General features: G+C 58.7%; 16 protein-coding genes. 5 read left to right on the forward strand and 11 right to left on the reverse strand.

Annotated elements, in window-relative coordinates:
• Positions 1 to 7 precede the first annotated feature (7 nt).
• From ACT3RU_RS12900 to ACT3RU_RS12910, 3 genes are all read right to left on the reverse strand, one after another.
• Positions 8 to 1,342, reverse strand: a complete 1,335-nt coding sequence (locus ACT3RU_RS12900) for a TRAP transporter large permease (protein ID WP_192527863.1) — start codon at positions 1,340 to 1,342, stop codon at positions 8 to 10.
• Positions 1,343 to 1,344: 2 nt separating this feature from the next.
• Positions 1,345 to 1,866 carry a TRAP transporter small permease subunit gene (locus ACT3RU_RS12905; RefSeq protein WP_087111039.1) on the reverse strand — a complete coding sequence of 174 codons (522 nt, stop codon included), beginning with the start codon at positions 1,864 to 1,866 and terminating at the stop codon, positions 1,345 to 1,347.
• A gap of 89 nt (positions 1,867 to 1,955) precedes the next feature.
• Entirely contained in the window at positions 1,956 to 2,951 is a 996-nt protein-coding gene (locus tag ACT3RU_RS12910) for a TRAP transporter substrate-binding protein (RefSeq protein WP_192527864.1), read from the reverse strand.
• Positions 2,952 to 3,106: 155 nt separating this feature from the next.
• Here ACT3RU_RS12910 and ACT3RU_RS12915 point away from each other — a divergent pair, with 155 nt between their 5' ends.
• From ACT3RU_RS12915 to ACT3RU_RS12935, 5 genes are all read left to right on the forward strand, one after another.
• Positions 3,107 to 3,790, forward strand: a complete 684-nt coding sequence (locus tag ACT3RU_RS12915) for a GntR family transcriptional regulator (RefSeq protein ID WP_192527865.1) — start codon at positions 3,107 to 3,109, stop codon at positions 3,788 to 3,790.
• A gap of 87 nt (positions 3,791 to 3,877) precedes the next feature.
• Positions 3,878 to 4,924, forward strand: a complete 1,047-nt coding sequence (locus ACT3RU_RS12920) for a GlxA family transcriptional regulator (protein WP_192527866.1) — start codon at positions 3,878 to 3,880, stop codon at positions 4,922 to 4,924.
• Positions 4,915 to 6,081 carry an MFS transporter gene (locus ACT3RU_RS12925; protein ID WP_192527867.1) on the forward strand — a complete coding sequence of 389 codons (1,167 nt, stop codon included), beginning with the start codon at positions 4,915 to 4,917 and terminating at the stop codon, positions 6,079 to 6,081. The genes ACT3RU_RS12920 and ACT3RU_RS12925 overlap by 10 nt, the downstream gene beginning before the upstream one ends.
• Positions 6,082 to 6,130: 49 nt before the next feature.
• Positions 6,131 to 6,496, forward strand: a complete 366-nt coding sequence (locus ACT3RU_RS12930) for a hypothetical protein (RefSeq protein ID WP_087111048.1) — start codon at positions 6,131 to 6,133, stop codon at positions 6,494 to 6,496.
• Positions 6,496 to 6,669 carry a DUF1289 domain-containing protein gene (locus ACT3RU_RS12935; protein WP_087111050.1) on the forward strand — a complete coding sequence of 58 codons (174 nt, stop codon included), beginning with the start codon at positions 6,496 to 6,498 and terminating at the stop codon, positions 6,667 to 6,669. The genes ACT3RU_RS12930 and ACT3RU_RS12935 overlap by 1 nt, the downstream gene beginning before the upstream one ends.
• A 6-nt stretch (positions 6,670 to 6,675) precedes the next feature.
• On the opposite strand, the gene ACT3RU_RS12940 is transcribed toward ACT3RU_RS12935, so the two are convergent.
• The 8 genes from ACT3RU_RS12940 to ACT3RU_RS12975 all read right to left on the reverse strand — a co-directional run bounded on the left by ACT3RU_RS12940 (position 6,676) and on the right by ACT3RU_RS12975 (position 15,028).
• Complete coding sequence (locus ACT3RU_RS12940; RefSeq protein WP_192527868.1) at positions 6,676 to 7,440, reverse strand: ABC transporter ATP-binding protein; 765 nt, start codon at positions 7,438 to 7,440, stop codon at positions 6,676 to 6,678.
• Positions 7,437 to 8,504, reverse strand: coding sequence for a FecCD family ABC transporter permease (locus ACT3RU_RS12945; RefSeq protein ID WP_192527869.1), 1,068 nt, complete (start codon positions 8,502 to 8,504; stop codon positions 7,437 to 7,439). The genes ACT3RU_RS12940 and ACT3RU_RS12945 overlap by 4 nt, the downstream gene beginning before the upstream one ends.
• The gene (locus ACT3RU_RS12950) at positions 8,501 to 9,529 is read right to left on the reverse strand and encodes an ABC transporter substrate-binding protein (protein WP_192527870.1); all 1,029 of its coding nucleotides are present in this window, start codon (positions 9,527 to 9,529) and stop codon (positions 8,501 to 8,503) included. The genes ACT3RU_RS12945 and ACT3RU_RS12950 overlap by 4 nt, the downstream gene beginning before the upstream one ends.
• A 253-nt stretch (positions 9,530 to 9,782) precedes the next feature.
• On the reverse strand, positions 9,783 to 10,232 hold the full coding sequence (locus tag ACT3RU_RS12955) for a phosphatase domain-containing protein (RefSeq protein ID WP_192527871.1): 450 nt from the start codon (positions 10,230 to 10,232) through the stop codon (positions 9,783 to 9,785).
• Positions 10,229 to 11,302 carry an MBL fold metallo-hydrolase gene (locus tag ACT3RU_RS12960; RefSeq protein WP_192527872.1) on the reverse strand — a complete coding sequence of 358 codons (1,074 nt, stop codon included), beginning with the start codon at positions 11,300 to 11,302 and terminating at the stop codon, positions 10,229 to 10,231. Before ACT3RU_RS12960 ends, ACT3RU_RS12955 begins: the two co-directional genes overlap by 4 nt.
• A complete protein-coding gene (locus ACT3RU_RS12965) occupies positions 11,299 to 12,345 on the reverse strand; it encodes an ABC transporter ATP-binding protein (RefSeq protein ID WP_192527873.1) in 1,047 nt (348 codons plus the stop codon). The genes ACT3RU_RS12960 and ACT3RU_RS12965 overlap by 4 nt, the downstream gene beginning before the upstream one ends.
• Positions 12,333 to 14,033 carry an ABC transporter permease gene (locus ACT3RU_RS12970; protein ID WP_192527874.1) on the reverse strand — a complete coding sequence of 567 codons (1,701 nt, stop codon included), beginning with the start codon at positions 14,031 to 14,033 and terminating at the stop codon, positions 12,333 to 12,335. Before ACT3RU_RS12970 ends, ACT3RU_RS12965 begins: the two co-directional genes overlap by 13 nt.
• 2 nt (positions 14,034 to 14,035) lie before the next feature.
• Positions 14,036 to 15,028 carry an ABC transporter substrate-binding protein gene (locus ACT3RU_RS12975; RefSeq protein ID WP_192527875.1) on the reverse strand — a complete coding sequence of 331 codons (993 nt, stop codon included), beginning with the start codon at positions 15,026 to 15,028 and terminating at the stop codon, positions 14,036 to 14,038.
• Positions 15,029 to 15,168 lie beyond the last annotated feature (140 nt).

A 15,168-nucleotide genomic window follows, 5' to 3' on the forward strand; every position in this document is an offset into this window, starting at 1 on the left:
TAACTCCTTAACCCATTATCACGTTAGGTAGCCACAGCGCGATGCCCGGGAAGAGACACAGCAACAGGATGCCCAGCACCATGCATAACGCATAGGGCAGGCTGCCCATTAGAATGTCACGCAACGAGATATCCGGCGCGATACCTTTGATAATGAATAGGTTCAGCCCCACAGGCGGGGTGATCAGGCCAATTTCCAGGTTGATAGTCAGGATTACTGCGAACCAGTAGGGGTCAAAATCGGCGGCAATGATAATCGGCAGCAGAATCGGCGCGGTCATCACGATCACGGCTACGGGCGGCAAGAAGAAACCGGCCACCAGCAGGAAGAGATTGATTATCCCCATCAACACCCAGCGGTTGACTTCCATGTCGGCAATGGCGGCGGCCACGGTTTGGGTAATAAACATTGAGGAAAGTGCGTAGGCGAATACTTCGGCAGTAGCGATCACCAGCATGATCATCACGCTTTCGCGCAGCGAGTCGCGCATGATCAGTTTGATCGGGCCCAGCTGCCACATGCGATAGATTAAAATGGCCAGCGCCAAGCATAAGAAGGCGCCTACGCCCGCTGCTTCCGAGGGTGTCGCTACCCCGCCGTAAAGCGCGAATAAAATACCCGCCACCACGCCTAGAAAAGGCAGAACACGCACTAACGCCTTCAAGTTGCTATCGATGTTGTGTTTAACCGTCTGCTTCAGGCGCTCGGCAGACTCCGCCAATGGGTTGTTATAGCCGCCGGCCATTTTGCAGGCGATTATTGTCCAGATCATGAACAGCCCCGCGAGCATAAAGCCTGGCACTACACCGGCGATAAACAGCCGACCAATAGACGTCTCGGTGGAGATACCGTAGATAATCATGGTAACCGATGGTGGAATCAGAATGCCCAGAGTGCCGCCCGCGGCAATACACCCTGCCGCTACGCCATCCGGATAACCGCGCACGCGCATCTCAGGAATGCCCATTTTACCAATTGCCGCACAGGTGGCTGGAGACGAGCCCGAAAGGGCGGCAAAGATGGAGCAGGCACCTATATTGGAGACTGCCAGGCCGCCCGGTAAGCGACCCATCCATAAGTCGAGTGAGCGATAAAGGTCGCGTCCGGTCGGTGATGAGGCGACAGCCGCGCCCATCAAAATGAACATCGGAATGGCGACAAAGCCAAACTCCGCAATGCGGTCAAAAAACGTTTCGCCAAAGTAGGTGATCTCGGAAGGCCCGCGATCATAAAGTAGCGCCAGCAGCGAAACGCCGCCCAGTGCAAAGGCGATAGGAGTACCAATGGCCATGAGCGCAATCAGCGCGATGGCTACAATAATGCCTAAGGTAATTGGGTCCATGCTCAGTGCTCCCCGCGCAGAATTTCAGCCACGTATTGCAATACCAATAGCGAAGCGCCTAATGCCATGGGCATAAGCGCCGGCCAGAGCGGCGGGTTCCAGACCGAGCCGGTGGTCCAGTTGCCATGTATGGCTTCCAGTACATACACCCAGGAGGCGTAGGCAAGCGCTGCACAAAAGGCCAGGCCAAAAAGCGAGGCCACCAGGCGCATGGCTTTCTGGGCGATACCGCCCAGCGCATCGGGGACAATAGTGATGGCGACATGGCCGCCGGTCATGAGTACGTAGGGGCTGCCCATCAGCATGGCGCCGGTCACTGAGAATACGGTGAACTCGGTTTGCCAACTGGTGCTCATGCCCAGTACGTAGCGAATAAAGACCATCTGGCAAATCACCAGTACGCCCGCAACAAACAGGGCGCAGGCCAGATAGGCAAACAGGCGTGACAGCCTGTCCATCAGCCGTATGTAGCTGCCGAGAGCCCCACCGCGAGCGGCAGGGGGGTGCGTAGTTGAAGTTGCCATAGTTCCCTCATCAAGCTAAGCAGGCGTCAATCGAACCGGACCATTCGCCCAATACAGGCAAATGGCCACAGATTGCTGAAGGTAAGTGCTTACTCGACGGCTAGCGCCGCATCGATGATGGCCTGGCCATTAGGGACGTTATTGGCAAAATTCTTGTAAGAGGTTTCACGGGCGATAGCGAGCCACGCGTTGTAGTCCTCCTCGCTCATACTGACCACTTCTACGCCGTTCTCTTCGTAAACATTGACCATCTCCTGATCAATGGCTGCCGCTTCTTCGGCAAAGAACTGCTCGGCCGCTTTGCCCGCTTCCATCAGAGCTGTTTGCTGCTCTTCATTCAGGCCTTGCCACACCTGCTCGGAAATCAGGATCGGCTCGTACATGAACCACAGTGCGAAGTCGCCTGGCTGGGTTATGCAATCAACCTGCTCGTAAAGCCGAAACGAGATAAACGACATGGAAGAGGTATTGGCGGCGTCGAGTACACCGGTCTGCATGGCGGTGTAAATTTCAGAGGAGGGCATGGAGGCAATGGAGGCGCCAGCGGCTTCCAGCATCTCTTCAAATGCCGGGCCCGCGGCGCGAATGTTCTGGCCGGATACGCTGTCGGGGGAGGTAATACACTGCTCGCTGGACGCGAAACCGCCCGACAGCCAGGCATGGGACAGAACGCGGGCGCCCCCATCCAGAATGACAGCTTCAATTAATTCCATGTATTCCGAGTCGTTAAGCCGCTGGGCGTGCGCCTGGTTACGCACCAGGCCGGGCATCAGGGTAGCGGAAAATTCAGGGTGCCGGCCGCTCGCGTAATCAAGCGGCAGCGAGGTAATGTCCAAGCGCCCACGGGTAAGCGCGCCCCACTGTTCACGGGCTTTGAAAAGCGACTGGCCGGGGTAGACTTCGATGGTCAGTCCGACATCCGCCTCAGCCACGTGGCGAGCCATCATTTGCACCATTTCATCGCGAACATCGCCCTGCCCACCCGGGAATTGGTGAGAGGCACGCAGCACGGTATCGGCGCTTGCATAGCTTGCGGGAATTGCGAGGCTCAATGCGGTCAGGGTAGAAAATACATAGCGTTTCATATTACGTCTCCAACATTTGTTGTTGTGTGTTTGGAAGATCGTTAGGTGTTCATCAGAATATCTGATATATATTTCAATAACCGTTAATTGTGCTAATGTCAATTGAACATCACAATAAAAATCGGTAAGTACGCTGCTTATTTAAGGGGGAACAGATGGCTGAGAGCAAACGTTCCAACGCTCAACGGCTTAGGGACTCGTTGGAAGATGACATTATTAATGGGCGGCGGGTGCCAGGTGAACGGCTCGACCCGGACGAGCTAGGGCGAACGTTTAATGTTTCTCGCACGCCCGTGCGTGAAGCCTTCCAGCAACTGGTGGCTAGCGGTTTGGTCACCGTATCACCGAAAAAAGGCACGTTTGTGGCCAAGGTCGGCATCGACCAGTTAATCGAGATGTTTGAAGTCATGGCCGAGCTTGAGGGCATGTGCGGGCGCCTGGCGGCTCGACGCATTAGTGACCCGGAGCTGGCAGAGCTTCAGGCGGCCCATAAACGCTGTGAAGCAGCGGCACACGCGGGCGATACTGATGAGTACTACTACGAAAACGAAGCGTTTCATGACTGCATTTATGCGGCGAGCCACAATACGTTTCTAGCCAGCGAAGCTCGTCAGTTAAAACAGCGCTTAAAGCCCTATCGTCGCCTGCAATTGCAGGTTCGCCAGCGCATGCATAACTCCTTGAGCGAGCACCAGGCCATTGTCGATGCCATTACCCAAGGCGATGCCGCACTGGCTGAGCAGGCGCTATGCGACCACGTGCTGATTCAGGGCGAGCGATTCAGCGACTTTGTGGCCAGCGTGCGCCGTATGGAAGCGCCGATCAGCCAGCCGGGGTAGGTAATGTCCGTATCGGTGGGGTAATGGTCCTTGCCGACACGTCGAACTCGGCGGAAACTCTCCCTATTAACGATCTGGAGAGAGAACGTGACGCGCCATATTGCCTTATTGGCTTACCCCGATTGCCAATTGCTGGATGTCAGCGGCCCCTGGCAGGTGTTTGCCAGCGCCAACGCGCTAAGCCCGGAACCCTTGTACCGCTTGACCCTGGTCGCCGATGCACCTGGGCCGGTAATGACCAACGGCGGCCTGGCGGTGTACGCCAGCCACACCTATGCCGAACTTCCCCACCGGCTGCCATTGGATACGTTACTCATTGCAGGCGGCAGCGGTGTGATGGCGTTACGCCAAGACCCGCACGTGCTGGCTCTTTTACGTGAGCTGGCGTCTCAAGTGCGCCGGTTAGGCTCTATCTGCTCAGGGGCTTTCTTGCTTGCTGCCGCCGGGCTTTTAGATGGCAAGCGCGTCACTACCCATTGGCGCCATGCCGACCAGCTTGCCGAGGAGTACCCCGCGCTTAATGTTGAGCCTGATGCGCTGTATATCCAAAGCGGTGATCGCTACACCAGCGCCGGGATAACGGCCGGTATCGATCTGGCGCTTTCGCTGGTAGAGGCTGACCACGGCGCTGCCCTTGCCGGGCAGGTAGCACGAGAACTGGTGATGTTTCTGCATCGCCCCGGCGGGCAGTCGCAGTTCAGCGAACTTCTACGCTACCAGCAAGGTGCTGGCCCGTTGCGTCGTTTGCTGGATCATCTGCATGCCGACCCTGGCGGGGCACATTCGCTGGAAAGTATGGCGGCCTTAATGGCCGTATCACCACGTCACCTTACCCGGCTATTCAAGCGCCACTTAGCCACGACGCCGGTTACTTATTTGACCCAGCTACGCTTGGAGCAGGCGCGTTTGGCGCTGTTGGATGAGCATCAAACGGTATCTCTTGAGCGGTTAGCTGAGCGTTGGCGCCTGGGCGGCGCCGAGCAGTTGCGCCGCCAGTTTCAACGTTACTACGGTGTTTCCCCTTCTGTTTATCGTCAGCGCTTTGGCGCGGCGGCTAAGTCTACCTCTACCCTTGCGTCTACCCTCACGCCTACTCTTGTGCCTACGCCTTTGGAGCCATCGCCATGCCATTAACCGTTACGTTGTTATCGCTGTGTCAGGCGCTGTTGGTCAGCGGTAATATCCTGCTGATCGCCGTGTCGCCCCTCATTGGCGCCTCGCTGGCACCTACCGCCAACTGGGCCACTGTGCCAGTGGCCAGCCAGTGGCTGGGGCTGATGTGCGCCACCATTCCCGCCTCGCTGATCATGGGGCGGCTGGGGCGTAAACGTGGGTTTGTGCTGGGCAATCTTATCGGCTTGATAGGTACAGCCGTGGCCATTGCAGCGCTACGCCAGCAAAGTTTTGGGCTGTTCCTGCTGGCGACGTGGCTGATTGGCATCGGCATTGGCTTTGGGCAGCTCTACCGCTTTGCGGCCCTTGAGGCAGCCCCCACGGCACTGCGTGATAAAGCGCTTGGTTTAGTGATGGGCGGTGGGGTGTTGGCGGCATTTGCGGGCCCTTGGCTTGCCCGCTTTAGCCGCGAGCTGAGCGAGACGCCGTTTTTGGGCAGCTTTGTCGGGCTGGGCGTGCTCTACGTGTTGGCACTTGGCATATTGCTTTGTACGCGGTTGCCGGTCGCTTTTGTGCAGGCAGTAGAGGGGGAGAAAAAGCCCTTGTCGGCTATCCTGCGCCAGCCCGGTTTTCTATTGGCCGTTAGCGCGGCGGCCATTGGCTACGGCGTGATGAATCTGGCCATGACCGCAACACCGCTGGCGATGGAAGGGGCCGGGCACAACTTTAACCATGTCGCCACTACTATTCAGTGGCATGTGGTTGCCATGTTCTTGCCCTCATTTTTTACCGGCCATTTGACGGCTCGTTTTGGTGCCCCACGCATGATTAGCGCTGGCTGCTTACTGCTGGTGGCAAGCGCAATTGCCGCACAGTTTGATGCCGGGCTAGCGGGCTTTAACGCTGCGTTGATCCTGCTGGGGCTTGGCTGGAATTTCACCTTCCTGCCCGCCACCGGGTTATTGACGCAAAGCTATCAACCGGCAGATAAGGCACGCACTCAGGCGGCCAACGAGTTTCTGGTATTCGGTACGGCGGCCTTGACGGCGCTACTGGCGGGGCCGTTGGTTAACACCCTAGGCTGGGCAACGCTCAATGCGCTGCTGATTCCTGTTTCGTTACTGCCTATGGTGCTGCTGGCATGGCAGCGGCGGGCAAACGCGCCTCTTCTTTCTTAAAATGTTATAACATAGTTATATTATTCTATTTGTTACGTCAGGTGGTTGAATGATTGCTAAACGGGAACGCGGCAAGCTGGAGCGCCAGCTTGTTGCTTCGCTGACTGAAGTCTGTGAGCAGGCCAAGGTCGAGGTGGTTGGGTTCGTCTGGTTAACTCACTGCGTGGACTACCAGCACTTCCCCGAAAGCCTGGTGGTTATCTGGGTATTTGATACCGATGCCCATTTAGCCTCAGCGCTAAAGGGCGATGCCAAACAGCGCCTGCATGACTTCACGGCCAGCGCTTTGGCTGAGGCGGGTGTGGTGCTGGATAGCATCACGCCGCACATCGACTTCGATAGTGAACAGGCGTGCCAGCGCGCCCATGGTGGTGACTGGCAGCGCCGTCTGCGCGCGCGAAGTGTGAGGCACTGATGGCCAAGAAAATCGATAGCCCCTGCATATCCGCCTGTCAGTTGAAGGGCGGCATGTGCACCGGCTGTGGGCGAAGCATAGAGGAGATCCGCCACTGGAAATCCATGAAACGGCCCGAAAAAATCGCCACCATTAAACGGGCCGAGCAGCGGTGCAAGAAGCTCAGCAAATAGCGTGCTTTAAACGGCTTGGCGAAAGCGCATGATTTGCCCTTGCCCAATGGGGTCTTCAAGAATGTCGGCATGCACGCCGAAGGTTTGGCGCAGCCGACGACACGTTAGCACTTGCCGAGGCGACCCCAGATCGACCAGTCGCCCGCCTTCGATCACTCCAATACGGTCGCAGTCCATGGCTTGATTGAGGTCGTGCAGAGCAATCACCACCGTGATGGGGAGCTGCCTGACCAGCTGAAGAATCGAGAGTTGGTGGCGGATATCCAGATGGTTGGTGGGCTCATCCAGCAGTAATACGCTAGGCTGCTGGGCCAGGGCTCTGGCGATGTGGGCGCGCTGGCGCTCGCCGCCGGAAAGCGTATGCCAGAGACGCTCAGCCATTGACTGCATACCCACATCCGCCAGCGCGTGTGAGACGATCGCCTCATCCTCCTCGGACCACGGATGAAACGGCGAAAGAAAGGGTGTCCGGCCGAGCGATACGGCCTGATGAACACTGATGCGCTCGGCTGTGTTGGCCTGTTGCTCGACCAGGGCCACCGAGCGTGCGATGTCGCGCTGGCGCATACGGCCCATATCCTGCTCGCCGACCCGGATACGCCCCACTTTGGGTTTTTGAAGGCCGGCAAACAGGCGTAGCAGTGTCGTTTTTCCCGAGCCGTTCGGCCCGATCAGCCCAAAGGTTTCACCAGCGGCAATTTCAAAGCTGACATCCTTCAGCAACGTACGCCCCTGAACTTTCCAGCTCACATGTTCGGCCGCGAGTTTCATCGTGATCTTGCTCCGCGAATTAGTATCAAAGCGAAAACCGGCGCGCCGACCAGTGCCGTGACGACCCCAATGGGCAGTACCTGCCCGGCAACCAGCACGCGGGACACCACATCAGCGCCGATCAAAAATACCGCGCCCGCCAAGGCAGATGCGGGCACCAAGCGGGTATGGCGGCTCCCCGTTAGAAAACGCATGGCATGAGGAATGACCAGCCCCACAAAGCCGATGGCACCTACCATGGAAACCATCACGGCGGTCATCAGCGCGACGGTGGCGATCAGAATGCCCCGCACACGGCGCACGGGAATGCCCATGGACGCCGCGCTGTCGGTGCCGAAGGTAAAGGCGTCCAGGGTTCGTCGATACCAGAGGCAGATCAGCAGGCCGACAAGCGCGGTGGGTACGGCAAGAAGGGCGTTGTCCCAGCGAACGCCGGAAAGATTCCCCATCAGCCAGAACATGATGCCACGTGCCTGCTCGGCGCTGGCTGATTTGGCGATGATAAACGCCGTCAACGCATTAAACAGGCTCGACCCGGCAATACCGGCCAGAATGATTGCGCTGGATGCCTGTGTTCCGCTGCCCCGGCTATCCGACGCTGCGTAGGCGAGTATAACCACCATCCCAAACGCCGCGATGGCCCCGACCATGGCCCCTGCCGAGAGAGTAACGACGCCAGCACCAAACCCGGCAACGGCAACCAAGACAGCGCCGGTCGACGCACCTGCGGAAATCCCCATCAGGTAAGGGTCGGCCAGCGGATTGCGCAGCAGCGCCTGAAGCACGACCCCGGACAGCGCCAACCCGGCACCACAGCACGCGGCGACGACTGCGCGGCTAAGCCGGTAGCTCCAGATAATCCCGGCATCGATTCGGTCGACAGGATAGCTTGCCCCCAACAGCCGGTTAGCGAGCACCTTGAGCACCGTTTCCACAGGTATCGACGTCTCGCCAATCGCGGTTCCGGCGATTAGCGCCGAGAAAAGAATCAGTGGTGCCAGCCAGAACCAGTGGCCACGAACCTGAAAGCGTGGCCGTATGGTTAGCGCAGATGCCGTACTCATCGTTCGAAGGACATTCCCGACAGGGCATCCGCTAACGTTTCGAGACCGAAAATGGTGCGCATCGTTGCGCTCATGGCGTGGGCATCCATCTCGATGATATGGCCGTTTTGAACCGCCTGCATTTCACGTGTGACAGGGTCGCTTTGAAGAAATGCACGCTTGGCGGCCACATCGTCAGCGGGGTAGCGGCGCCGGTCCATGTGTGCGATGACGATCACGTCCGGGTTGGCGCGGGCAATGGTTTCCCAATCGACGGTGGGCCACTCCTCATCCGACTGGATGACGTTGCGTATTCCCAGCGTCTTCATCATATAGCCGGGTGCGCCCAGCTGACCTGCGACAAAGGGGGCAACGCCGGTATCCGGCGAAGAGAACCAGAACACGGCGGAAAGATCGTCCGGTAGATCAAGCTGGGCGGCGGTAGCCACCGCGTCGGCTTCACGGGTTTCAAGGCTTTCAATCAGCGCTTCCCCAGCCGGTTGCATATCGAAGATTTCGGCAAGCTCGGCAATGCCCTTGTAGACGTGATCAGGCGAAAAGGCCGCGGTACGCATGCCGTCGCCTCCGGTAGTGTTGTCTTTGGTATCGCAGTCGGCGGGCATAATGTATGTGGCGATCCCCAGATCGTCGAACTGCTCACGTGTTCCCACGCTGCCCGTGGCACCGACATGCCATTCGTACTGCACGGCCACAAGCTCGGGGCGCTTATTGACCACTGACTCAAAGCTTGGGTCGTTATCGGCGATGCGTTCAACGGAGGCGTTCAGCTCGCTAAACGGAGGCAACACCGGCGTAAACCATACGGACGTGGCCAACACTTGATCGCCCATCCCCAAGGCATATAGAATCTCGGTCGCCGACTGACCAATGGTGACCGTACCGTTAGGCGCTGCTGGGAAACTAATCTGCTTGCCGCAGTTATCCAGCGTTAGCGGATAGCCCGTCGTGTCAGCTGTCGTGTCAGCAATGGCATAGCCGGCTGATAGGCCGGATACCGCCACCAGCATTGAGCGAATGAGGTTCATGAAAATTCCCAAATAAGTTGTTCCACCAACGTAAACGTCGCCTTTAGCCAAATGGGAGGGAAAAGAGACGGCGTTTTTATTTATTGTTATGTTATAACATATTTTGATGCTTGAAAAGCAACGCCCGTGCCGCTACCCAGAGCCAAGTGCTGGGTAGCGGAGAAAGCAGAAGGAGTCAGATTGGGATATTAAACGATCAGGATAAAGCAGCAGAGGCGTTTTAGTAATGTAGCTGCAGGCTTAGCGCGCCTGGTTAAAAATCACCCGGGGCGCATTGCAGGCAGGTAAGGCCTAGAGCGCGCCACTGAGCAACGACTGCATCGCGGTCATCCAGCACCAGCCAGGGCTCAAAACCGTCTTCACGCATGATGCTGAGCAGGGCTTCTTTGACGGCTTCATCGTCCACGTGGTCATGGCCATCCGGGCGCAGGTACATGGCGTCAAACGGGATGGCGTTGCGCGTCAGCCATTCGTGGGTATGTTCGCGGTGAGTGTCCGGGCGGCCGCTGCAAATGATGATCTGCTGGCCCTGGGCTTTCAATAGTTTCACCAGCCGGGCGACCGGTTCGATCACTGGCGCTTCGGCCATAAACGCAAAGAAGGGGTCCCACTGCTTGGCAGGGCCTAACACCCATTCGTGTACTTTCGTGGGGTGAAATTCAGCTAACGTACCGTCAACATCGACAATCACGGCGTGGGTCATGCAAGGCTCCTGTTATTCAAGGCGTGAGTATTTAAAAACAGCATCTTTTGCGTGGCGAGGCGCGCACCGAGTAACGCGCGCCAGGCGCTAAGAGTCGGTTCGGATAAGTGGGTAAACAGCGGCACCACACGTTCGGCGTTTACTTGATCGGCAAGCGCAACCAGGTGCGAGGCGCGTAGGTGCACATTCCAGCGCTGCCAGAGGATGTCGCCAGCGGTAAGCTCGGCGCAGCGCGAAGGCGTCAGATAACCGGTGTGCAGCAGGTGAAAGCCTGGCCACGTGGCGGCGGTGTCGTCCCGGTCGCTAATCAGCTTGAGGCTTGGCTGGGAAGCATCGGGGCGCCCCAGAAGCGCTTCTATTTTGTCATCCGAATGGGAGCGGCGAAGCGTCGTGGGGAGCGCCAGTAGGGTTTGCAGGTTGGCGCGAATAATCGGATCAATGGCGAGCGGCAGCCCGCGAGCATCCGCTTCTTCGGCTAGCCAGAGCGCCATCTCAAGCGCTCGGCCTGATTCAGGTGCCGGAAAAACCAGCGGGCGGCACAAGTGTTCGCTGATGGCGTCCACACATGCCTGCTGGGGTTGATCGTAGGTGCCATAAGAAGCGTCCAGTAGCGCAATGCGCGCCGGTGGCGGCGTATCAAACGGAAATAGCCGGGACTCAAAGCAGGCGTCGCCGCTGTAGAAAATGCCGCCCTCGACATCCAGGTGAATCCATACCCCGCCCAACGAATGGCCCGCCTGGCCGGTGGTCACCGGAATACCGGCAATCTGGCAGGTACCGCGCTCGGGCAACGGTTGCCAGGCGCGCCCGTTGGGAAGTGCCTGAGCAACCAGCGGCGTGCAGTAAAGCGGAAGCGACGCGGGTAGCTCGCTGACGCCGCCAATATGATCGATATGGTCATGGCTGATAATCACCGCATCGACATCAAGCCCGCGAGCCCAGGTAATTGGCTCGCCCGGGTGCAGCGCGCCGCCTGCATCCAACAGAAGCCGCTTGCCGTTGTCTTCCACCACCATGGCTGCAGGGCCTTTATCGCCCAGGCCGCTTAATATGTTGATGCTGGCGTTCATTGGTCGGGCTCCAGACACCAGCCTTCCAATAGCGTTAGCGCCACCTGCTGGCCCTCTTTGAGCGCGTGGGGATGATAGGCGAGCAGCGTTGCGCCATCCCTCATGCGCAGGTGAATCTCATAGCGCTCGCCACGAAAGGTCTGGCGCTCGACGCGGGCGGTTAAATCCTGCTGGCTGGGCGCCTCGGGATGCACCTGAATATGCTCCGGGCGCACCAGCACTGCCTGATGGCGTTGGGAAGCGGGAGACGTCAGCCCTTGCATCAGCTCACTGCCGCTGAGGCGCCTGCCCGGTGCGCCGGTGCTTATCATTAACTGGCTGCCCTGGCCGATAAAGCTTGCCACCCAGGATGTGCGCGGTTCGCGGTAGAGCGTTTCGGGCGTGGCCCACTGCACCAGCTTGCCCGCCTGCATCACCGCGATACGGTCGGCCAGCGCCATGGCTTCGCTTTGATCATGGGTGACGTACACCATGGTAGCGCCGGTGCGGCGGTGAAAATCTGCAAAGCTATGCTCCATGGATGCGCGCAGGTGGCGGTCCAGGTTCGCTAGGGGCTCATCCAAAAGCACTACTGACGGGTCGGTGACCAAGCAGCGGGCGAGTGCCACGCGCTGGCGCTGGCCGCCGCTTAAATCCTGCGGTGTGCGCTGGGCGTAGGGCCCAAGTGCCACCAGAGCAAGCGCCTGCTCAACGCGGCGTTGATAATCCGCCCCGCGCACGCCGCGTAGTTTAAGAGGGTAGCCGACGTTATCGGCCACGCTCATATGCGGCCACAACGCGTAGGATTGGAACACCATGGCCATATTGCGCTGCTCGGGGAGCACGTGGTGCTGCTCGCTCGCTAGAAGCTGATTGCCCAGATGGATTTCACCGCCGCTGACCTGCTCGAACCCGGCCAGCATACGTAGCATGGTGGTTTTTCCGCAGCCGCTGGGGCCGAGCAGGGCGACAAACTCGCCCGGTTCAACCGTTAATGAAAGCCCATCCACGGCGTTGTGTTCGCCAAACTGCTTGGTGACTTGCTTGAGGGTTAGCCCTGCCATGGCACGACTCCTTTGGGTAAACGCGGGGCCAGAAGGCTAAGCGAGAGCATGAGTGAAGCGACCATCAGCACGACCAGCACGGATACCGCTGAGGCCAGAACGCTTTCGCCGCCTTCATCAAGGTTGAAAATCAGCACGCCCAGGGTTTCGTTGCCCGCACTCCATAGAAGCGCCGAAACGGTCAGCTCGTTGACGGCCAGCAGAAATACCAACAGTCCACCGGCAAACAGCGCGGGCGCAATCAGCGGCATCACGATAGTGGCAAGGCGGCGCCAAGGGCCGGCACCGGCGAGCTGAGCGGCTTCTTCAAGCGAAGGGTCAAGCTGTGCAAGGCTTGCACTGACCGGCTTTAGGCATACCACCAGAAAACGCGCCAGATAAGCCACGAAGATCAGCCCCAGCGTGCCGTATAGTGCGACGTTGATAATGGGCAGTGGCCGCACGAACAGCAGAATGCAGGCAATCGCGAGTACCACGCCGGGCAGGGCGTAAGGCAGCTCGATAATACTCAGTGTCAGGTTTTGCAGGCGCGCTGGAAGCCGCTGGAGGCGGTAGGCCAGCGGCAGGCTGCACAGCATGAGCACCACGGCTGCGCCACCGGCAAGCCAGAAGCTATTGCGCATGGCGCGCCACGTAGCGCCCTGGCGGCCAATCACTTCATGGTAGGCGTTTAGAGTGGCGGTATCGGCATTAAGCGGTACGCCCATGGCTGGCACCAGCGAGCTGACTACCAGCGCCACCAGCGGAGCGACAAGAATGACCAGCAACACGATGACCAGCAGCACCGTGACCAGCGCACGAAAGCGGCCGAGTGAGAAATCATGGGCGCGCCCGCTATGCCCTACCAGCCCGAAACGGCTGCGGCCCATCCAATGTTGTTGAAGCGCCACACCCACCAGCGCCAGCACGCCAATCAGCAGCGAAAGGGCCGCCATCTCAGCCAGTACGCCGGTGCCAAAACTGGCCATGCGCTGATAGATCAGCGTAGGCAGTACATAGTAGCCCGCCGGAATGCCCAGCATGGCCGGGATGCCAAAGTTACCCAGGCTGGAGATAAACGCCATGGCGGCACCTGCGACCAGGCCGCTTCTCGTCACGGGAAGTACAATATGCCGCCATACCTGGTTTTGCCGGGCGCCACTGATGCGGGCGGCTTCGACCAGCTCGCGGGGCAGAGAAAGTAGCGAGGTGCGCAGCGCTAGAAACACCAGCGGGGCACTTTGAATACCTAACAGCAGCGCGATGCCTTCCGCCGAGTAGAGCGGCTGCGGGCTGCCCAACGGCGGCGCCATGCCGATGCTTTTGAGTAACGGGCTTGCCGGGCCAAATAGCTGAAGCCAGCTAAGTGCCGTGACTTGGGGTGGAATCATCATCGGCAGCATAAAGCAGAACACCAGCCACGCCTTGCCGCGAATGTCGGTGAGGGTGATCACGAACGCAAATAGGCTGCCCAGCGCCAGGGCAATCAGCATGCCCAGCCCCGAGGTATACAGGCTGTGCCACAGCGCCCGCCAGGTACTCGCTGATTGAAGCACACGCCATAGCGGCGCGTTGCCCCCTTGTGTCAAATCGCTTAACGCTTCTACTAAAAGGCGCAGGCTAGGCGCCAGACTCAGCAGGACGACGGTAAGCGTCAAAAGGGTAAGCAGCCAGCGATGCTGGCTGCCTTGGGTAAGACTCGGTGACATGATCAGCCGCCGAACAGGTCGCTAAAACGCTGCTTCAGGGCTTCTTCCTGCTCAAGCGCTTGGGCGATATCAACAGGCATCAGCTCGATGGTGTCGCGGGCGGGGAAGCCTTCTGGCGGCGTAACACCTGGGTGGGCAGGCAGATACCCCTGCTCGCTGACCAACTGCTGGCCCTCTTCCGAGAGTACGAAGTCGACAAACTTCTGTGCCGCATCAACGTTCTTGGCGCCTGCCATAATAGCGACGGGCTCGGTGACCGCACTCACACCCTCTTCAGGGAAGACAAACTCGACCGGCGAGCCTTTGGCCGCTTCGCGGATGGGCAGGAAATCCACCACGATGCCGTAAGGCTTAGTGCCCGCCGCCACTGCGTTGAACACACCGCCGTTGCCACCCTGTGCCTCGGTGCGGTTGTCATGTAGTGCATCGTAATAGCTTTCACCCAAGTCAGGGTTTTCACTAATCGCCGCCATGTGGATCAGTGCAGCGCCCGAGTAAAGCGGGCTTGGCATGGTCACTAAGCCTTCATATTCGGGCTTGAGTAGGTCTTGCCAGCTTTGCGGCTGCTCGTCAGCGCTGGTGTTATACACGATACCGGTGGTGATCAGCTTGGTGCCGTAGTAGAAACCTTCGGGGTCAAAAAGCTCGGCATCAAAGGCTTCACGATTAGGGCTCAAATACGCCTGAAGCTGGTCTTCCTGCTTTAACGACTCCATGGTCATGCTGTCGGCGATCAGCAGCACATCCGGGTTACTGACCCCGGCGGAAAGCTCGGAGCGCAGGCGGGTCATCAACCGCGTGGTGCCGTCGCGTACCCACTCCACTTCGATATCCGGATAGGCTGCCTGGAAGGCATCGACCGTTTGCTGGGCATCGCTGTTGGGCTGGCTGGTGTAGAGCACGAGCTTGTCGTCGGCAACGGCGTTTGCCGAAAGAGCCAAACTTGCCATCGTGGTGGTAAGAGCAATGGCGGTGCAGAGTGAGCGCTTAAGCATCAGAAGGTCTCCAGTGAGTTGACCCTGCTCACACTACTGTCATCACCTTACAACATCGTGACACTACCCTTTCGTTTGAAGGAGGAGAGCTTTCGTAAGCATCGGAAAGTCTTTCGTTAATAAAAAAGAGGGAGATGAGT

Source organism: Halomonas sp. TP35 (genome assembly GCF_052375975.1).
Taxonomy (GTDB): domain Bacteria; phylum Pseudomonadota; class Gammaproteobacteria; order Pseudomonadales; family Halomonadaceae; genus Vreelandella; species Vreelandella citrativorans.

What these genes read in the sequence shown, in the direction of transcription:
- ACT3RU_RS12900 (WP_192527863.1), bottom strand. Translation starts at nt 1,342, where the DNA reads ATGGACCCAATTACCTTAGGCATTATTGTAGCCATCGCGCTGATTGCG.
- ACT3RU_RS12905 (WP_087111039.1), bottom strand. Translation starts at nt 1,866, where the DNA reads ATGGCAACTTCAACTACGCACCCCCCTGCCGCTCGCGGTGGGGCTCTC.
- ACT3RU_RS12910 (WP_192527864.1), bottom strand. Translation starts at nt 2,951, where the DNA reads ATGAAACGCTATGTATTTTCTACCCTGACCGCATTGAGCCTCGCAATT.
- ACT3RU_RS12915 (WP_192527865.1), top strand. Translation starts at nt 3,107, where the DNA reads ATGGCTGAGAGCAAACGTTCCAACGCTCAACGGCTTAGGGACTCGTTG.
- ACT3RU_RS12925 (WP_192527867.1), top strand. Translation starts at nt 4,915, where the DNA reads ATGCCATTAACCGTTACGTTGTTATCGCTGTGTCAGGCGCTGTTGGTC.
- ACT3RU_RS12930 (WP_087111048.1), top strand. Translation starts at nt 6,131, where the DNA reads ATGATTGCTAAACGGGAACGCGGCAAGCTGGAGCGCCAGCTTGTTGCT.
- ACT3RU_RS12935 (WP_087111050.1), top strand. Translation starts at nt 6,496, where the DNA reads ATGGCCAAGAAAATCGATAGCCCCTGCATATCCGCCTGTCAGTTGAAG.
- ACT3RU_RS12940 (WP_192527868.1), bottom strand. Translation starts at nt 7,440, where the DNA reads ATGAAACTCGCGGCCGAACATGTGAGCTGGAAAGTTCAGGGGCGTACG.
- ACT3RU_RS12945 (WP_192527869.1), bottom strand. Translation starts at nt 8,504, where the DNA reads ATGAGTACGGCATCTGCGCTAACCATACGGCCACGCTTTCAGGTTCGT.
- ACT3RU_RS12950 (WP_192527870.1), bottom strand. Translation starts at nt 9,529, where the DNA reads ATGAACCTCATTCGCTCAATGCTGGTGGCGGTATCCGGCCTATCAGCC.
- ACT3RU_RS12955 (WP_192527871.1), bottom strand. Translation starts at nt 10,232, where the DNA reads ATGACCCACGCCGTGATTGTCGATGTTGACGGTACGTTAGCTGAATTT.
- ACT3RU_RS12960 (WP_192527872.1), bottom strand. Translation starts at nt 11,302, where the DNA reads ATGAACGCCAGCATCAACATATTAAGCGGCCTGGGCGATAAAGGCCCT.
- ACT3RU_RS12965 (WP_192527873.1), bottom strand. Translation starts at nt 12,345, where the DNA reads ATGGCAGGGCTAACCCTCAAGCAAGTCACCAAGCAGTTTGGCGAACAC.
- ACT3RU_RS12970 (WP_192527874.1), bottom strand. Translation starts at nt 14,033, where the DNA reads ATGTCACCGAGTCTTACCCAAGGCAGCCAGCATCGCTGGCTGCTTACC.
- ACT3RU_RS12975 (WP_192527875.1), bottom strand. Translation starts at nt 15,028, where the DNA reads ATGCTTAAGCGCTCACTCTGCACCGCCATTGCTCTTACCACCACGATG.